Origin of the sequence: Rhizobium sp. NZLR1, assembly GCF_017357385.1 — a bacterium.
In the GTDB taxonomy this organism is placed as follows: domain Bacteria; phylum Pseudomonadota; class Alphaproteobacteria; order Rhizobiales; family Rhizobiaceae; genus Rhizobium.
In genome coordinates this window covers 1,192,252-1,209,939 of the sequence record NZ_CP071632.1, presented here as the reverse complement: position 1 = coordinate 1,209,939, position 17,688 = coordinate 1,192,252, and the positions used below count along the sequence as shown (strand labels likewise).

Annotated in this window: 17 protein-coding genes and 1 pseudogene; 12 read left to right on the top strand and 6 right to left on the bottom strand. The window is 58.0% G+C overall.

Translation table 11 applies throughout. The features are described from left to right. Positions 1-137: 137 nt before the first annotated feature. Positions 138-1,052 (bottom strand): LysR family transcriptional regulator, encoded by a 915-nt coding sequence (locus J3O30_RS06025; RefSeq protein WP_207583347.1) that lies wholly within the window; start codon positions 1,050-1,052, stop codon positions 138-140. A 99-nt stretch (positions 1,053-1,151) separates the two neighbouring features. On the opposite strand from J3O30_RS06025, the gene J3O30_RS06020 reads away from it, so the two are divergent. Then, a complete protein-coding gene (locus J3O30_RS06020; protein ID WP_207583346.1) occupies positions 1,152-2,132 on the top strand; it encodes an aldo/keto reductase in 981 nt (326 codons plus the stop codon). A 125-nt stretch (positions 2,133-2,257) separates the two neighbouring features. Next, entirely contained in the window at positions 2,258-3,526 is a 1,269-nt protein-coding gene (locus tag J3O30_RS06015) for a multidrug effflux MFS transporter (RefSeq protein ID WP_207583345.1), read from the top strand. A 211-nt stretch (positions 3,527-3,737) separates the two neighbouring features. Here J3O30_RS06015 and J3O30_RS06010 read toward each other — a convergent pair whose 3' ends face one another. Beyond that, a complete protein-coding gene (locus J3O30_RS06010; protein ID WP_207583344.1) occupies positions 3,738-4,262 on the bottom strand; it encodes a DUF2867 domain-containing protein in 525 nt (174 codons plus the stop codon). 479 nt (positions 4,263-4,741) lie between these two features. On the opposite strand from J3O30_RS06010, the gene J3O30_RS06005 reads away from it, so the two are divergent. The 7 genes and pseudogenes from J3O30_RS06005 to J3O30_RS33100 all read left to right on the top strand — a co-directional run. Further along, positions 4,742-5,931 (top strand): IS3 family transposase gene (locus J3O30_RS06005; protein WP_207582029.1). Its coding sequence is split into 2 segments (ribosomal slippage): positions 4,742-4,994 and positions 4,994-5,931, totalling 1,191 coding nucleotides; the frame shifts between segments, so codons are not numbered across the junction. A 48-nt stretch (positions 5,932-5,979) separates the two neighbouring features. Then, positions 5,980-6,366 (top strand): transposase, encoded by a 387-nt coding sequence (locus J3O30_RS06000; protein ID WP_246762727.1) that lies wholly within the window; start codon positions 5,980-5,982, stop codon positions 6,364-6,366. Beyond that, positions 6,357-6,719 (top strand): IS66 family insertion sequence element accessory protein TnpB, encoded by a 363-nt coding sequence (gene tnpB / locus J3O30_RS05995; RefSeq protein WP_207584271.1) that lies wholly within the window; start codon positions 6,357-6,359, stop codon positions 6,717-6,719. Before J3O30_RS06000 ends, tnpB begins: the two co-directional genes overlap by 10 nt. 71 nt (positions 6,720-6,790) lie before the next feature. Beyond that, a complete protein-coding gene (locus tag J3O30_RS05990; RefSeq protein WP_207583342.1) occupies positions 6,791-8,335 on the top strand; it encodes an IS66 family transposase in 1,545 nt (514 codons plus the stop codon). 89 nt (positions 8,336-8,424) lie between these two features. Then, entirely contained in the window at positions 8,425-8,718 is a 294-nt protein-coding gene (locus J3O30_RS05985; protein ID WP_207583341.1) for a hypothetical protein, read from the top strand. Positions 8,719-8,841: 123 nt separating this feature from the next. After that, entirely contained in the window at positions 8,842-9,042 is a 201-nt protein-coding gene (locus J3O30_RS33105; protein ID WP_246762726.1) for a hypothetical protein, read from the top strand. Positions 9,043-9,175: 133 nt separating this feature from the next. After that, a pseudogene (locus tag J3O30_RS33100) lies at positions 9,176-9,274 on the top strand (ATP-binding/permease fusion ABC transporter); the annotation flags it as partial. A gap of 450 nt (positions 9,275-9,724) precedes the next feature. Here the strand turns inward: J3O30_RS33100 and J3O30_RS05970 are convergent. Beyond that, positions 9,725-10,066 (bottom strand): NIPSNAP family protein, encoded by a 342-nt coding sequence (locus tag J3O30_RS05970; RefSeq protein WP_207583338.1) that lies wholly within the window; start codon positions 10,064-10,066, stop codon positions 9,725-9,727. A 208-nt stretch (positions 10,067-10,274) separates the two neighbouring features. On the opposite strand from J3O30_RS05970, the gene J3O30_RS05965 reads away from it, so the two are divergent. Further along, positions 10,275-11,285 (top strand): DUF4105 domain-containing protein, encoded by a 1,011-nt coding sequence (locus J3O30_RS05965; protein ID WP_207583337.1) that lies wholly within the window; start codon positions 10,275-10,277, stop codon positions 11,283-11,285. Between the two features lie 720 nt (positions 11,286-12,005). Here the strand turns inward: J3O30_RS05965 and J3O30_RS05960 are convergent. Continuing rightward, positions 12,006-12,947 (bottom strand): NmrA family NAD(P)-binding protein, encoded by a 942-nt coding sequence (locus tag J3O30_RS05960; RefSeq protein ID WP_207583336.1) that lies wholly within the window; start codon positions 12,945-12,947, stop codon positions 12,006-12,008. A 74-nt stretch (positions 12,948-13,021) separates the two neighbouring features. Here J3O30_RS05960 and J3O30_RS05955 point away from each other — a divergent pair, with 74 nt between their 5' ends. Both J3O30_RS05955 and J3O30_RS05950 read left to right on the top strand, forming a co-directional pair. Further along, entirely contained in the window at positions 13,022-13,825 is an 804-nt protein-coding gene (locus J3O30_RS05955) for a helix-turn-helix transcriptional regulator (RefSeq protein ID WP_207583335.1), read from the top strand. A 184-nt stretch (positions 13,826-14,009) separates the two neighbouring features. Then, on the top strand, positions 14,010-14,837 hold the full coding sequence (locus tag J3O30_RS05950; RefSeq protein WP_246762754.1) for an acyl-CoA thioester hydrolase/BAAT C-terminal domain-containing protein: 828 nt from the start codon (positions 14,010-14,012) through the stop codon (positions 14,835-14,837). A 711-nt stretch (positions 14,838-15,548) separates the two neighbouring features. Here the strand turns inward: J3O30_RS05950 and J3O30_RS05945 are convergent. Next, the gene (locus J3O30_RS05945; protein WP_207583333.1) at positions 15,549-16,091 is read right to left on the bottom strand and encodes a hypothetical protein; all 543 of its coding nucleotides are present in this window, start codon (positions 16,089-16,091) and stop codon (positions 15,549-15,551) included. Between the two features lie 169 nt (positions 16,092-16,260). Then, positions 16,261-17,526 carry an NAD(P)/FAD-dependent oxidoreductase gene (locus tag J3O30_RS05940; RefSeq protein WP_207583332.1) on the bottom strand — a complete coding sequence of 422 codons (1,266 nt, stop codon included), beginning with the start codon at positions 17,524-17,526 and terminating at the stop codon, positions 16,261-16,263. Positions 17,527-17,688: the final 162 nt, after the last annotated feature.

Sequence of the window (17,688 nt, the reverse complement as noted above, 5' to 3'; positions counted from 1 at the left end):
GCGAACAATGGCTGCGCTGTTCTGCAGGCAGTCAGGAAAGTGGGTCTATGGGGGTGTCCGCTCAGACCTTCATATTTAGGAAGCAGTCGAGGAAACGATTAGATCGGCAGCTCTTCTAGCCGTGATGAGGAAATTCATCAATCGACTGCGAATGAGTGTCTCTGTGGATAGCGGAGCGCTTTGATCACCGCTTGGAAAGCCGGTGTGGCCTGCCGTTTACTTGGATAATAGATGTGATATCCGGAATAGGTGGGGCTCCAGTCGTCGAGCAGCAGGACCAACTGCCCATTCTGGATGCGCTGCACCACCATTTGCTCCGGCATATAGGCCAGGCCGTGGCCAGCAAGCACCGCATGAAGGATCATGTGAGCGGTGTTGAACACGAGCTGCCCTTTGACGCGGACATTGACCTCTCTGCCATCTTTGCGGAACTCCCACGGATAGACGCCGCCGTAGGTCGGAAGCCTGTGGTTGATACAGTCATGGGAGGTGAGATCCTTGGGATCGAGCGGAAGCTCCCGGCTTTCCAGATAGGTCGGTGAGGCGACCACCACCATGCGCATGTCCGGTCCGATGCGCACTGCAATCATGTCCTTGGCGATGTATCCCCCGGACCGTACGCCAGCATCATACTGCTCGGCCACGATGTCGCTGAGGCCGTAGTCGACTACGACCTCGACCTCAATGTCAGGATATTCGGGCAACAGGCGATGAATGGTCGGCCATAGGATGGATTCCGCTGCGTTTTCGTCAGAGGTCAATCGGACCTTGCCCGAAGGTTTGTCTCTAAGTTCGCTGAGCGCATCGAACTCGTGCTTTATGCCGTCTACGTAAGGACCAACCGTGCGAAGCAAGCGCTCGCCGGCCTCGGTCGGCGCAACGCTTCGGGTCGTTCTGGTGAGCAGCCTGAGCCCCAGCCTCGCTTCCAGTTCCCTGACTGTGTGGCTGACGGCGGACTGAGAGACACCCAACTTGGCAGCGGCACGCGTGAAACTGCGCTCTCTCGCGACGGCGAGAAATGCCACGAGGTCCTGGATGTTGTCCTGCGCCATTCATGAGCTCCGTTTCTGAAATCATGCGCATATCAGCGGATTATCGTTCAGTGGGAAATCCGTTAGTTTCGTCTCGTTAGATGAGGAAAGGAATTTTAGATGAAGAAGAGAGTTTTGGGTCGCGAAGAACTGAACGTCTCGTCCATCGGCCTGGGATGCATGGGCCTTTCGTTTGGTTATGGCCCGGCGACGGATCGCGATGACGCCATTGCGCTGATCCGCGCCGCGCATGATCGCGGTGTGACTTTTTTTGATACCGCCGAGACCTATGGTGCGGCAAACGAAGAACTGCTGGGCGACGCCGCCGCTCCATTCCGCAAGGACGTAGTGCTCGCCACTAAGTTCGGCATGAAGGATGGCAACGCGCGAGCGGGAATGGACAGCCGTCCCGAACGTATTCGCTTCGTCGCAGAGCAGTCGCTCAAGCGGCTCAAGACCGACGTGATCGACCTGTTCTATCAGCATCGCGTCGATCCCAATGTCCCTATCGAGGACGTCGCCGGTGCCGTCAAGGACCTGGTGGCAGAAGGCAAGGTGAAGCACTTCGGTCTGTCCGAGGCAGGGGTCGATACCATCCGCCGTGCCAATGCCGTTCACCCGGTCACTGCCCTGCAGAGCGAATACTCCATGTGGACGCGCGAACCAGAGAACGAGATCCTGCCGACCCTTAACGAACTGGGGATTGGCTTCGTCCCCTTCAGCCCGCTCGGCAAGGGGTTCCTCACCGGCAAGATCGACACCGGCACCAGCTTCGGTGACGGCGATATTCGCAGCACGCTGCCTCGGTTCACCGAAGAAGCTCGCCAGTCTAACTTGAAGCTCGTGGAACTGGTGGGGCGCATCGCCGAGCGCAAGAGTGCAACGCCGGCTCAGGTGGCCCTTGCATGGTTGCTGGCGCAAAAGCCTTGGATCGTTCCGATCCCCGGCACCACCAAGCTGCATCGTCTCGCGGAGAACGTCGGCGGCGCGGACGTCGAGCTGACCGAGGAGGACAGACAGGATCTGGCAAAGGTTCTTGCTGCGGTGAAGATCCAGGGTGAACGCTACAATGTCCAGCAGCAGAGCATGATCAACCGCTGATCAATGGGCTCGCGGCCAATCGCCGCGAGCCGCCCGGTCATCTGCCAATTGCACGAACCGCGGTGCACCCACGGGCAGGCTGCCGTTGGCATAAGCGAAACTGCGGCGATTTGGGACGAGATCACATGGACGAGCAGCGCACGGTAGCAGAGCGGATCGGGAGCAGTGTATCGACACCTTCGCGTCTGCGGGAATTTCAACGACTGGCGATCCTCAGCACGCTGATGGCCTTTGCGGCGATCTCGACGGACCTCTATCTGCCCGCCATTCCCAATATGAGCGCGTCGCTCGGTGCCAGTCAGAGCACTCTGGAATGGACGGTGTCGGGCTATCTTATCGGCTTCAGCCTGGGCCAACTCTTCTGGGGGCCGATCAGCGACCGCTTCGGGCGCCGTATGCCGATAGCGATTGGGATCGTCATATTCATTATCGGTTCGGCAGGGTGTGCCCTCGCCACGGACGGATGGCAATTGATTGGTTGGCGGATCATTCAGGCGCTTGGGGCATGTGCGAGCGTAGTGCTATCCAGAGCCATTGTCCGTGATCTCTACGGCAGAGATCGCGCGGCACGCGTTCTGTCGACCCTGATAACGGTTATGGCTATTGCACCATTGGCGGGACCAAGCCTTGGAGCCCAAATCCTTGTGTTCGGCTCGTGGCAAGTCATCTTCTGGGTGCTCGTCGTGATCGGTATGGCGACCTTGGCGGGCCTATTTACGCTGCCGGAATCTCTGGCATCAGACAACAGGAACCATGAACCCCTGACCAAAGCCTTAGCTGCTTATGGCTCACTCCTCCGAAACCGAAAGCTTGTCGGCTACGCGGGCACGGCCGGGTTCTTCTTCAGCGGCACCTTTGCCTATATAGCCAGTTCGGCTTTTGCGTTTATCGACTTCTATGGCTTGTCGCCTGAGAGATACGCATTGCTGTTCGCAGTGGGAATCGTGGGGCTCATGATCTCAAACCAGATCAATGCCCGACTGGTCACTCGGCTGGGTAGCGACCGAATGCTGTTGATCGGTGCTATCGGTGCAGCGATTACCGGACTTGTCGTGGCCGTGGTTACCTTCACTGGTCTTGGCGGCGTATGGGGATTGGCGATATCAACCTGGCTCTTTATCGGGATGAACGGCTTCATCGTTGCCAATTCGATCTCCGGCGCATTGGCGGATTTCCCGCATCGCGCGGGAACGGTTTCGGCACTCCTCGGTGCCATCCAATACGGTAGCGGTATAGGCGGCTCAGCGGCTGTTGGCCTCTTCGCCAACGGAACGCCCGCTCCCATGGGATGCATGTTCGCCGTGGCAGGGTTGGGCTGCCTATTGTCCGTCCTTTGGATGAGCAGCACTGGCGATCATGAAGTAGGACCTTCAACCAGCAAGAATGGCAGCTAAGCAGCCTTGGGTGCTGGAAACCGGTGTTGCGGCTCTCCCAACCGTCGCCAAACTGATAAGGGGGTTGACGGCATCGTGCGAAAATCAAGAATTCTGCCCATGCGGTTGGCCTGGAATGGCAGGGCTTTTCAGAGTGGACTGTGTGGGAAGAAGCACAGGGCGGGTTCGCCCCGCCGTGTTTTATCGTTCGAAATTCGAGGTTTCTGCAGCTCTACTGCGGTTGTGTTTGTGCACAGCGTGCCAGGTTGGCCCTGACCACGAGGTGATGAAAAGGCCTGATCGCGTTGAGATAGGTGAAGCCCAAGGCATTGTGGGTATGCACAACGGTTGTCGCGATGAGCAACGTGCCTATTGGAGAATGCCGTCGGAGCAGAGATAGCCGGAAGTCCAGGTGTCGGTCATCCGTACCGAGCACAATTTCGTCCTTGGCCTCCCAGTGCACCGGGAAGAAGTCCACCCGTTCATGGCTATCCCGGGACGTCCTGACCGTATCGGAGGTTTTGATGCGAAAGGGCGTAACCATGGCGTCACGCAGCGCGATCAACGCCTTTTGCCACGCGGGTGGATTGACGAGTGTCCGCGTCGCCAGCTCGCGCATGCTCGACTGTTCCGATGCGCTCAAGTCAATGCTGTAGCTATCGAGTAAACTGGCGTTCTCGTACCAGCTCGCAATGACACTTTCCGACGGCGGCGTCGTGCTGCGTACCTGCGGTTTGCGGTCTAAACCCATGCTCATGATAATGCCACCTATTCAAGGGGCCATCAACTACGGGCGTGAAGACAAGCAAAGGTCAATGTTCGAGGCCGATTCAGGCTCAAACCAGGAGGGACTGATTGCGGCTAGCTGCATTGAGAAGGAAGTCCGCTCCGGGCCGAGAGCGGACGTCGATGCCATCGGCAGGACGCTACACCCAGGGATAGTGAGGACAACGCTGCAAAGTCGTTAAACGCGCGCCGACAGCGATTGAATTGACCAAGCCTATTGGAGTTTTATAAAATAGCTTTTTGCGAAACGCCGATTGGCCAAAACAATCATTTTAAATCAATGAGTTTTTACCGTAAGCTCTGTTTTACCCCCACCTTCCGGACTGCCGGTTGATCGTTGATGTTGTGCTCGAACGGGGCTTCGACATATGACGATTACAGGACTTATGACCTGCCACTGCGAATTTCTTCCAGAATTGATTAGAGTCCGGCCTTACGAAGGACGGACGAATGAAGAAGCAGAGATTTACAGAAGAGCAGATCATCGGTGTGCTGCGTGAGCAGGAGGCTGGCGCAAAGGCGGCTGACCTCTGCCGCAGACACGGAATTTCAGAAGCGACGTTTTATAATTGGAAGGCCAAATACGGCGGCATGGAGGTGTCCGAGGCGAAGCGGCTGAAGGCGCTTGAGGACGAGAACGCCAGGCTGAAGAAGCTACTGGCCGAACAGATGCTTGATGCAGCCGCGCTCCGCGAGCTTCTTGCAAAAAAATGGTAGGGCCTGCCGCCAAGCGTGAAGGCGTCATGCATCTGAAGGCCGTCATGGGTCTTTCGGAGCGGCGGGCCTGCCAGATCATATCCGCCGACCGTAAGTCGGTGCGTTATCGGTCAAGTCGACCGCCGGAGGTAGAATTGCGGGCGAAGCTGCGCGACCTCGCCAATGAGCGGCGGCGTTTCGGCTATCGGCGACTGTTCGTCCTGCTTCGGCGGGACGGAGAACCGTCCGGGGTCAATCGCATCTACCGGCTCTACCGCGAGGAAGGACTTTCCGTTCGCAAGCGCAAAGCCAGGCGGCGTGCTGTCGGCACGCGTGCACCGATCCTGGTCGAAGCGAAGGCCAATGCCCGCTGGTCGCTGGACTTCGTGCATGACCAGTTTGCTTGCGGCAGACGCTTTCGCATCCTCAATGTCGTCGATGATGTGACGCGCGAATGCCTGGCGGCGATCCCGGACACCTCGATCTCCGGTCGTCGCGTCGCTCGCGAACTGACGACCCTCATCGAACGGCGCGGCAAACCGGGAATGATCGTCTCCGACAACGGCACGGAATTCACCTCGAATGCCATCCTTGCCTGGTCGAAGGATCACAAGGTCGAGTGGCACTACATCGCGCCGGGAAAGCCAATGCAAAACGGTTATGTCGAGAGCTTCAACGGCCGGATGCGCGACGAGCTGCTCAACGAAAGCCTGTTCTTCGGCCTCGATCATGCCCGAAGTGCCATCGCTGAATGGGCCGACGATTACAATCATTTCCGACCACACTCATCGCTCGGATACCAGACCCCGGCAAGCTATGCCGAAACCATCGCCGCAACCGGCTCCAACGCTGCGCAAGATGAAAGCTTCGCGTTTCCGCCGGTTGCTCACACCGCGCCACTTGGCGTATTCAAAACCCCCGAGGCTCTAATCGCAGCTGGATGAAAGTTCAGTGGCAGGTCACTTACGCATAGCACCAGGGCTGATGATGTGGTGCAGCGGTTTGAGGTTTTCACCGGCGCTGGCCGCCGTCGCGAGTGGAGCGATGAGGAGAAGCACCAGATTGTCGCTGAGAGCTATGGCGGCGAGGTGTCGGTGAGTGCTGTTGCTCGACGGCATGGTTTATCGCCCGGTCAGTTGTTCACTTGGCGGCGGCAGTTGCGAAAGCAGCCAGAGCAAGCCTCATCAGCAATGTTTGTGCCAGCAGTGATCGATATCGCAGCGGAAAGGCCTTCGACCCGGCGCAAGACGATAGCTAGGAACACTCCGCATCTTTTTGCTATTGAGTTGGAGATTGATGGAGCGATACTGAAGATCGCACCTGGCACGGATGCCGCGACGATTGCAGCCGTCATTCAAGCCCTGAAGGCATCATCGTGATTTGTCCGTCAGGCGCGGTTAAAGTCATGATCGCCATGAAGCCTGTCGACTTCCGCAAAGGTGCAGAGGGGTTGGCCGCGCTGGTGAAGGCTGAGATGGGAGCCGATCCGTTCTCCGGAACAATCTACGTGTTCCGGGCCAAGCGAACCGACCGCATCAAGTTGATCTTCTGGGATGGGAGCGGCGTGTGCCTGGTGGCAAAGCGGCTTGAGGATGGCGAGTTCCAGTGGCCCCGGATGCAGGATGGCGTGATGCATCTGACATCCGCCCAGTTCTCGGCTCTATTCGAAGGGCTGGATTGGAAACGCGTGCATGCGCCGAGCGAAACGCGCACGCCTGTTCAGGCCGGATAGCAGCCGCGACGAATTGAATCAGCCGCACCAGACATCTCGTCTTGCGGGGCTGAATATGCTGTTCTTTGCCCATGACGATCAGAGCGGACGAGCTTCCGGATGACCTGAACGCGCTGAAAGCTATGGTGCTTTCGCGCGAGGCGGAGAATGCTCGCTTACGGCAGATTATCAAGGAACTGCAGCGTCATCGTTTTGGTCGCCGCGCCGAAACGCTTCCCGAGGATCAGCTTCTCCTGGGCTTGGAAGAGGCCGAACAGGTCGAGGCGGACGGACTGGAGGAGAAAGAACAGGCCTCAACCGATCTGCGCCAGACGCGGGTCGCCAAACGGCGAACGAACCGAGGCTCGCTTCCAGCTCACCTGCCAAGGATCGAGATGGTCGTTGATATCGATGATCATGCCTGCCCAGGTTGCCATCATGATTTGCATCGGATCGGAGAAGACATCAGCGAAAAGCTGGACATTGTTCCGGCCCAGTTCCGGGTACTGGTTGTTCGCCGTCCGAAGTACGGCTGCCGGGCCTGCGAGGATGTCGTCGTCCAGGCTCCGGCTCCCGCCCGATTAATCGAAGGCGGCATTCCGACCGAAGCAACTGTTGCCCAGGTTCTAGTCTCCAAATATGCCGACCACTTACCGCTCTATCGTCAGGCGCAAATCTACAAGCGGCAAGGGATCGACCTCGACCGCTCGACGCTTGCCGACTGGGTTGGCCGTGCCGCTTGGCACCTTCGTCCGGTCCATCAACGGCTGCTCGACGTGTTGAAGACATCATCCAAGCTCTTCGCGGACGAGACGACAGCACCGGTGCTCGATCCGGGGCGTGGCAAGACCAAGACCGGCCAACTCTGGGCCTATGCGCGTGATGACCGGCCGTGGCAGGGAAGTGATCCGCCGGGTGTCGTTTATATCTATGCACCGGATCGCAAGGCCGAGCGCCCGATGACTCATCTCGAAGGCTTCGTCGGAGTCCTGCAGGTCGATGGTTACAGTGGTTATCGACCGCTTGCGGCCAAAAATGCCGTGTCCCTGGCATTCTGCTGGTCTCACGTTCGACGTCGCTTCTATGAACTGGCCGCTGCCGGTCCCGCACCCATTGCCACCGAGGCGCTACGGCGTATTGCCGAACTCTACAGGACTGAAGACGACATCCGTGGCCGCGCCCAAGACGAACGCCGCGCCGTCCGACAGGAGAAGAGCCGCCCGATCACCGACAGTCTTGCTTCCTGGCTCACCGAACAGCTCGGCCTCATCAGCCAGAAGACAAAACTGGCCGAAGCAATCCGATACACCTTGTCGCGCTGGGATGGGCTGACCAGGTTCATCGATGACGGCCGCATCGAAATCGACTCCAACGCAGTCGAGCGATCTATCAGGCCAATTGCTCTCAATCGGAAAAATGCCCTCTTCGCGGGTTCCGACGCTGGGGCCGAGCACTGGGCGACCATCGCATCACTCATCGAGACGGCCAAGCTCAACGATGTCGAACCGCTCGGCTATCTCATCGACGTGCTCACCAAGATCGTCAACGGCCACCCGAACAGTCAGATCGACACTCTTCTACCATGGGCCTATCTGTCCGAGCACAACCTGAGCCGTAAAATGAAAGCACCGCGATAAACCGCTAAGCTTTCGTTCCGCTGTACACGATGATACCAATGAGAAACGAGCTAGGTCTGACTATGTTGCTGTTGGAGTTCTAAGGGTTGATGGCGGGACTGTTTAAATCATTGAAGAGAGTGCTGACTGGAAAGATAATCCGACAATCAGACGTTCAAATTATGAACGGCAGTTGCATTATGTCCTTGCGTATTAAACGCGATAGCGGAAGCGGCGGCGTCTATGTGGTGTTAGCCTCTAAAGCATCGGGCAACTATCAATATTACCCTTTCGATGCAGAAGAGTTCGACAGTTTCGTTGATGCTGCTATCGAGATCAAGAAAGCGTTACGGGCCGATGAATCGGCTGGTATCGGTCAGACCCAAGCCAGCGTCAAACCGTGACCCGGGAACACCGCTTACTTTTTACCGGATGGTGGCAAATCAAGAAAGCGGAGCCAGCGGATTGGCGAAGCGACGCAGTGCGGCTGTCTGCATCAGCCATGGAGAAACACGATTATCAAGATAATGGTATTGCTGCACAGCGCCGATGGCGTGGATTGGCAGTCTCCCCCTAAAGGCACAAGCCTGAAGACATTGAGCGAAGCCGAAGAGCAAGGCTTCATCCTGATCCGCGGGGAATTTCAGAAACGACAATTCCGTCTGACAAAGCTGGGCTCCGACTATGTCGGGCGCGATAAGCGGCGTCTGGAAGCTCGCAGGCTCTGAACCGATCCCGTCACGCTGAAACCAATGACGCACTTGCTTGGTTACGCTGGAGTTTTCACACAAGTTCGACCGATGGCCGTCATGACGCAGAAGCGCCAACCAGTCACTGTAGCTGTCGCAAAACTCCCTATCTCTGCTGGTCTTCGACAAGGGCAAGATCGTCGAAGAGGGCGACCACCAGGCGCTGATCCGCCGCAGCGACGGCATCTACCGCCGACTGTTCGAGCGGTAGGCGTCGGAGCTGACCAAGGGTCTGGTGGCCTGAACCGAAACGCCAGGGTTTTGCTCTGGCGTTTCCTTTTTGCGGGATCAACGAACGATGGCTGCGCTGTTCTGCAATTGTCATGTTTCCGCTTGATGGTCGAGATGGCGGCGGCCCCGGCGGAAGTCCGCCTCGTGCAGATTGCGCCATTTGCGGACGTCGGCTCCCGCTCGATGGGTGACGGATTTGGGGCCGGAAGGAGACCGTCCGATGCTAGGGCCAATAGGCCGAAAAGCGGACATTTGATTGATCTGCGCCAAAGCGGTGTGGCTTGGATCGACGTCGGCGGTCGAAGCAACTTCGCAGCCATTTCGTGCGTCGATCGCCGGAAGCCTCCTCTGTCAACCGGCGTATAAAACTTCCACGCCGAAACACATCCGAAAACACTTCTCAATCAATTGCGTGCGGAGTTTCTGGCCGTTATTCCGACGGTTTGGAGAAGCCGCGGTAGAAGCGTGTCGGCTGCAGCAGCGAACTGACGATGTTGGCGACGATCTGCCCATCCGCCTCGCTCTTCGCCTTCGCTTCCTGCCACTCGCGATCGGCCATGAACTCGGCCCATTTCTGCTCGCGCTCCGCCAGCGACCGCCATTCGAGCAGGTAGGTCAGATCGTTGCTGGAAGAACCGATCATCGTCGTCCAGAAGCCGAGTGAGCGGATGCCGAGGCGTTCCCAGATCGCCAGCGTCGCGGTCTCGAAACGCTGCTGCAGTGCCGGCAGCCTCCCCGGCAGACATGTATAGATGCGCAATTCGTGGATCATCGGATGCTCTTCATGTTGGATCAGGCAAGATCGTGCATATCGTTCAGCGCCGGAAAAAGCGAGGGGCCGCTTGCCAGCGGAATTCAAGCCATACCAAAATAGAGAATCCGGAGCCCCGTCGCTTCGGATAGGTTCTAGGCTTCAAGTCCGGAAACCGATAGGGTCCAACGATCAGGACGAACGCTTCAAACTCGTTTGGAAAAGCAAAATGGTTCGACCGGTCCGTGCGATCGTCATTGCAGTGCTCCTGTCAGTCGTCGCCGTTGCCGTTGCCTGGTCGTCGCTCGCGCTTTGGTACCGCTTGCCGTTGCCCGAGGTCGGCAGGCAAGCCAGCGCCATCTTGTTCGGGCTTTTTGGCGCCTCCGTCATCGTGGCGCTCTTTGGCAGGAGACGCATTCGTGCAGTCCTCGCGTTTGCGGCCGCGTTCGTCATTGTCCTCTTCTGGTGGAGCACGATCGAGCCGCAGGCAAATGGCGCGTGGGCTCCGGATGTTGCTCGTCAGGTCACCGGCGAATTCGACGGTGATCTGTTGACGCTGACAAATGTCCGCGATTTCGAGTGGCGCAGTGCCACCGACTTCACGGAACGATGGACGACGCGCAGTTACGACCTGAACAAGCTGAAGAGCGTCGACATGTTCATGTCGTACTGGTCAGGTCCGACCATCGCGCATGTCATAATGAGCTTCGGCTTCGACGACGGCCGTTATCTGGCGTGGTCTATCGAAGTGCGTCGCCTTTCCGGAGGTTCGTTCTCACCGCTGGCGGACCTCTTCAAAAGCAGTCCTCTGGTCATCATCGCGGCAGACGAAAGGGATGTGATCGGCCTCCGCTCCAATTTTCGCGGTGAGGACGTCCAGATCTACCGCCTGAGGGCGACGCCGGCGGCTGCGAGGCTTCTTCTGCGCGAGTACGTCTCAGACGCAAACGCGCTCGCAGCCAGGCCCGCCTTCTACAATTCGCTGACGACCAATTGCACGACGACCATCGTCAAGATGATGCGTGTGACAGGCGACGCCGTGCCGATGGACTGGCGCCTCATCGTCAACGGATACCTGCCGGAATACGCCTTTGACCGGCGCGCGCTGGACATCTCTGTTCCCTTGTCGCAACTGCGGTCGGCCGCACACATCGCGGCAAGAGCGCACGAGGACGGTCTTTCGCCGTCTTTTTCGCAGGCCATTCGCGTCGGCGTTCCGTCGCCACAGGGCGCGTTGTAACGTCTTCTATCGATGGGGTCTCGCTCGAAGAGATAGTCGAGGCTTATAAGAAGTCGCAGGAAGACTGACCCTGTGACCCAATCGAAAAGCCGATTTCCTTTGCTTCTCACTGAGAGGCTGAACCTGCGCGAACCGGTTATGGTGGGTGGCTGGGCAAGGGTTGCCGCAAACATGAAAGTGTAAATCCGAGCCTATTTGAACGTGGCGCAACTTCCGGAATTCCGACGCTTTGGCTGCACGGAATCCATGACCAGTACTATCGGATCGAGCACTGCCGAGGAAATTTCGAAAGGTTTTTATCGGCTGGCGGACAGGGAGAGTTCATTGCTGCGCCCATGGGCCACGCTTTGATGTTCAAACCAGCGCTGTGGAAGAGCCATCTTGATCAGTACATGGGCGGCATGTCGCAGAAATCCTGACATATGCAGCATTCCGGCCTTCCGTCTCCGACGCCGGTTGGACCGAGAATGAGCGAGACGTGATGGCCGATCATCGCTGGTGGTCTGAGCAAGAGCTTGGAGAAACCAGCGACACCGTATTCCCTGACTGCCTCACAGACTTGCTGAGGAAGGTATGACCGCACGGGGCCGATAGCCGGCCTCCGGTTTTGGCAGGAACGCGCCAATTGCGGTCATATAGCTGCCGCAACTCAATAATTTGCGGCTGCGTCCAACAAAGACTGGAGATTGCTGGGGGGCAAAAAACAAGCGTGACATTCAGCTAGTCCCTGGCAGTCCACATGGGAAACGTCTCTCGTTCGTCTCCCGCTCTGACTGCCTCCAGGTAACGCGGCTTCCAAACCTCGCCAATGAACACCTCCATCGTTGTGGGCAATTTTGGGCGATCCTCGTGCTCCCCATGGAACTTTACGATGCCATTGTTCAAAGCGTTAGCAGTCAGGGTGTCGTCCTGCCATTTCTCCGGCGTCCCGAACCGCGCCAGAAATTCAGCTTCCACGTCTTTGCGGGTCGTCTCGATGTATCGATACTCCACCGGACTGCCGATCTTCTTGCCAATGAGCACGGCCAGTTCGTTCATCGAGACATCTTCCGAGCCAACTTCGAGATAGACGCGGTGTCTGCCCGTCGGATTGGTCAGTTCCTTCGCTGCCAGCCATGCGATGTCATCGGTGGCCACCCAGGGCATCTTCAAATCAGGTTTACAGAACCAGGCAATTCGACCGTATTTGGCAACCGGCCTCGTCCACATTGCCACGTCGTCCATGAACCAGGCGGCGCGCAGGTGGACCAAATTGATATTGCCGAGTTCGTTGAGCTTTTCGTCCAGATCGTGGAAGCACTCGAAATGACCCGTCTTCCCCTTCACGTCCGAACCCATGGCCGTCAGGCTTACGGCCAGTTTGACGGAGGATTTTTCAAGCGCATCGACAAAGCGCTGGGCAACAGCGGGGTAGTGTCCCTCGATGTTGTTCCAATCGGTCTTCACCATCAGGAACGCAGCATCTGCATCGTGGAAAAATTGGTCAAGGTCTCCCTCTCCTGTGTCAAAGCTTCCCAGGAATGGCTCTGCTCCAAGCGCGACCAACCCGTCCAACCCTGGGCCACCTCTCGACAACGCTCTGACCTGATGCCCGGCGCTCAGCAGGGTCCGGGTCAGCTTAGCGCCAATTCGTCCCGTTGCGCCGACGACAGAAATTCGCATGACAGTCTCCATTCGATTGTTGACCGCCCGATAATAGACTATGGCAGTCCGCAAGAATTTGGAGATAATGCCAAATGATCTCCAAATTGGGCCAATCCGCAAAACTGCTGCGTTCCTGCTACGACGACTTCGATCCCGACTGGTCGGATCGCCTGGCTGTCGCTGTCAGCCTCGACTTCAGTGACTATGAAGCTGAGGTGCCCCAGCACCAGCACAAGCAAGGGCAGCTCATTTTGGCCTTGCACGGGGCAGTCACATGCAGGACGGAGAATGGCCTCTGGATTGTCCCACCGGACTGCGGAGTCTGGATACCCGGCGGCATACCGCATAGCAACCTGGTCACGTCCAACGCACGCCTGTCCTATCTGTTCGTTCAACCCGACGCGGCGACGCTGCCGCAGGAGTGCTGCACTTTGTCTGTGTCGCCGATGCTCCGCGAGATGATCCTCCGACTGGCAGATGTATCGGTCAACTCTGCTCCGGACGATCATGTTGGCCGTCTGGTGCGGGTCTTGTTGGACGAACTCACGCAGATGCCGATACAGGGCCTGGAGTTACCCGCTTCCAGCCATCCCAAAATCAACGCGATCACCGCTGCCCTGATGGCGGAGCCGAGCGACCGTCGCACCCTGGTCGATTGGGCGGCACACGTTGCCATGAGTGAGCGATCCCTGAAGCGGCTGATGGTCCAGGAAACGGGACTGACCTTCGGCCGATGGCGGCGGCAACTGCACCTGGTCATCGCATTGCGCGAACTGGCCAGCGGTGCGACGGTCCAGAGGGTGTCGAGCGACTTGGGATACGAATCTGCTACCGCCTTTATCGTCATGTTCAAGAAGGCATTGGGCACAACGCCAACGCGCTACTTCGCGAGCTGATTTGCCGAATGGCCAATTTCGGCAACGCTGGCCGGCCTTTGCGGCACGTGCCATGACCGCTTCGGGCCGACAGCAGACCAAAGGCGTTGGCAAGGCCACAAGCGGAAGTTGACGTGTGATCCATCCAGGATCGTGATCCGCCAGATCGATTATTAAACTGGGGCTGAAAGTGATCGCCTACGACATCGAGCAACTGGACGGCAAGGTTAGAGGCGCTTTCCTTCAAGGCGTTAATTCCGGAAAAACTGGAGTGATCGTTCTCGGCGGCTCCAGCGGCAGAGTCGATACGGCAAGGGCGGGATTGTTGGCAGAAGTCGGGGCTCGCACACTGGCGTTGCAATGGTTTGGAGGAGCTAATCAATCGCCAGGAATCTGCGAAATACCCCTTGAGACTTTCATCGACGGAACGGACCTTCTGGTGTCCAGAGGATGTGAACGAATAGTTATGGTTGGAACCTCGAAGGGCGCTGAAGCAGCCCTGCTTGCTTCGACCATTGATCAGCGTATCAACGCAGTCATAGCAATTAGTCCTAGTTCTGTGGTTTGGGGCAACATTGGCGCGGGCGTTGACAGAATAGCTTGGCCTGAGCGTTCATCTTGGTCGTTTGGTAGAGCCCCACTAGACTTCGTTCCCGCCGATATCAACTGGCAGAAGGAATACCGGGATGGACTCGTTTCCTATCGGTCATTTTTTGAAAGATGCCTCACAAACGATCTTCAAGCGAATAGACGAGCACGAATTCCAGTCGAAAATTCAGCCGCTGATTTGATCCTTGTCGCTGGCGGTAGCGATGCGCTCTGGCCATCGGACGATTTTGCTCGGGAGATAGTTCAGTCCAGGCATGCGCATGGCAGATCGGCAACGCTGATCTTTGATCAAGATGCTGGGCATCGCATTCTATTTCCCGGCGAGACGACGCCACGATCAACCCTCCACGCACACGGCGGAACTGACGAAGCCGATGCAAGGCTTGGGCAGAAGGCATGGCGAGCTATAGCCGCGATGCTATAGGTTTGTCGGTATCGCGCCAGTAGGCGACATCTGGATGATACACTGTAATCACCGATGTGGCTGTCTATAGGTCCCACTTCGGTCCGTCTGTTGACAGGACGATTTCCACCGGATCACCACACACTTCAACAAGCGGCCCATCGGTCTCATTCCAGCGGAATAGGTTGAGATGCCACCCACCGGGTATCATGCGAGACCTGTCGATGATGCCGTCTGCGCCTGCTGCTCGCGCAATATTGACAGCCCGCCACGACGCCGGTTCGCGTCCTTCCGACAATGCTGTTCGCCAAGATTCGTTAGATTACTCGCGATCTATCCCGAGGCGTTTACAAGCCTCTTCATCATGCTGGTCGAGTACCATCGCGTCGACGACCCTCAGCGGAACGACAACGCGCGGATATCCGTCCTCGCGCATGTAGCCAGCTATAGCGCGTATGGACCACTCCAATGCGGCGCTCGTGTAAAGGGTCCGCTCGCCAGGACGATGATAGCGCCCTGCACTGTTCGGTCCCGGCGGGTCCAACACTTGGTGAACTCTATCCGTCACAACAGAGCGGTAGAATGTACCGGAAATTTCCTTGAATACATCACGGGCTTCGGCCATCGCGGTAGGTCTTTCGCGCGGGGATCATTTTTACGTCTATGAAAGATGCATGACACTGGCGTGACGTCCGCTCAGGGCCGACAATAGCCTTCGGCCGCCAAAAGCGGTCAAAGGACACCTCGTCTCAAATCGAAGCTTACGCCCCCGCCGGCCTTTCCGAAGCAATTCACGAGAACGACTTCACGCCTCGTGAAAGTGTCCTCATCGCTCCTCCATTCCTTGAAAGCGATCCTCACTGCATACAGTCGAGGGGGATCGGAATGCGGGGCTCCGAGGCTCTGCGTCTCAGGCGAATAATCGCCGGGAACGGTCACCAAGACTTCGCAACAGTCGGGATTGATCGCCAGGAAATTGGACACGGACGTATAGCGCCACGGATTGCTCGCCGTCCGCTGATGACCGATTTCATGAGCGATTCCGGCTTGGACATAACGGTCTGCGGCACCGGCGATGAGGGCCTCATGTGTTACACTTTTGCAGCGTATCTCTTCTTCGGCCGAAAGAGCCTTGGCAGAGAAGCTGGCTGCATTATCAAAAGGTGCTGTCAACCACCCATAGCCCAAGTCTATGATTGCTCCGCTGGACAAGAACAGAGCGATAAGGAAGGCTGTGGCCAGGACGATCTTCGAAGTCGATGGTCTGCCCGTCATTAAGTTTATCTCCAAACGGTCATCGGCGTTATTGGTTGGATGCCGATTTGATCACATCGGACATTAAGTCAGCAATGGGCCGAGAGCGGACATCCATGGAAAACCAAAAGTGCCATCAGGCATTTGCAGGCGGCTCAGAATAAATTGATCATCGTTGGCACCGCGCCGGTCACGAATGCCCTATGAGGTGTTCGACGAGGCGGGGCGCTTCTTCGGTGATTGCCAATATGATGCCTGACTTGCGTGTGGAGGCGAAATCCAGTCCGGCAAAGTAGAGGCCCGGCAAGACGCCCACCCCATCGGCGTGAACGGGCTGCCCGGCAGCATCCAGCGCACCGGGAAGTCTCATAAAGCTGAAATCGCCCTTGAAGCCCGTGCACCACACCAGGCTGGTGATGCCGGATAGGGAGAGATCGAGCGAATTGATAGCCGGGTCCGGCCGACGCCACGCGACCGTCTCCGCCGGGTCGGGCTGCGAAACCGGTGCGTCGATCCCGGTGCGGCCGATATAGTCGTCAATATGGCGTTTGGCATTGTCAGAGGCTTCATCCGCAAAACGAACATTCGTTTCGAGATCGTCGGCGAAAGAGAGGCGGCCGCCACCCGCAACCCCGGTCAATCGCCCGAGAAGCACGATACCCTGTGCGCCAAGCCCTTGAAGGCTGATCGTGTGTTCCGATCCGAGCACACCACGCGGCGGGATGCGTCCCGCAAGCCGAATGACCTCCTCTCGCCGCACGTCGAGAAGCCCGCTTTCGAGGAGCCAGATCATGATGTCGCGACCCCGATAGCGGCGTGGAAGCCGCCCGACGCGACTGGTCGCAAGGAAGACCGTCCGGCCCGCTTCCGCCAACTCCTCCACGATCTGGGCGCCCGATTGGCCGCTTCCGACCACCAGCACTGCTCCGCCGGGCAGATCGGCAGCGCTGCGATAGCCGGAAGCGTCGATCTGGCAAAGGTCAGGCGGCAATGCATCTGGCGGGATCGGGCGCACGGGACAATTCAGGTTGCCGCTTGCGACGATCACCTTCCGCGCCCGAAGCGTGCCCTGCGAGGTGGTCAGCCGATAGACGCCATCCTCCCGCGCGAGTTCGCTCACCGCGGTATCCGCTTCGATCGGCAGCCCGTTGCGGCCGGCGAAGTCTTCAAGGAGAGCGACGAACTGATCGCGCGTGAAAACACCATAGGGATCCGGACCCTCATAGCGGTCGCCAGGCATGACGGTCTGCACGTTGGGCGTATTCATCCGAAAGGACTCCCAGCGCTGCGTGCGCCAGGTCTCGCCTATGCGACCCCGCTCCAGGACGCTATGACGCAGGCCCCGCCGTGCCAGCCAATAGCTGACACCGAGGCCCGCCCAGCCGGCGCTGATGACGACGACATCAAGAACATCGGCACTCCCATTCTTCTGCCACGATGATCTCACGAGCGGCATCCCCCAGCCATCCCCGCGCGGCATTAAGCCTTGTTCACGACAATGAGTCCAGCGTCGCCGATCTCCGTCCGACTGGCCCCGGCCGTGCCTCGTGCTGATGCCACGCATGGCATCGCAGACCTCAGCCATTTCCCATCTGGTAGCCAAATGACCGCGTCGCGC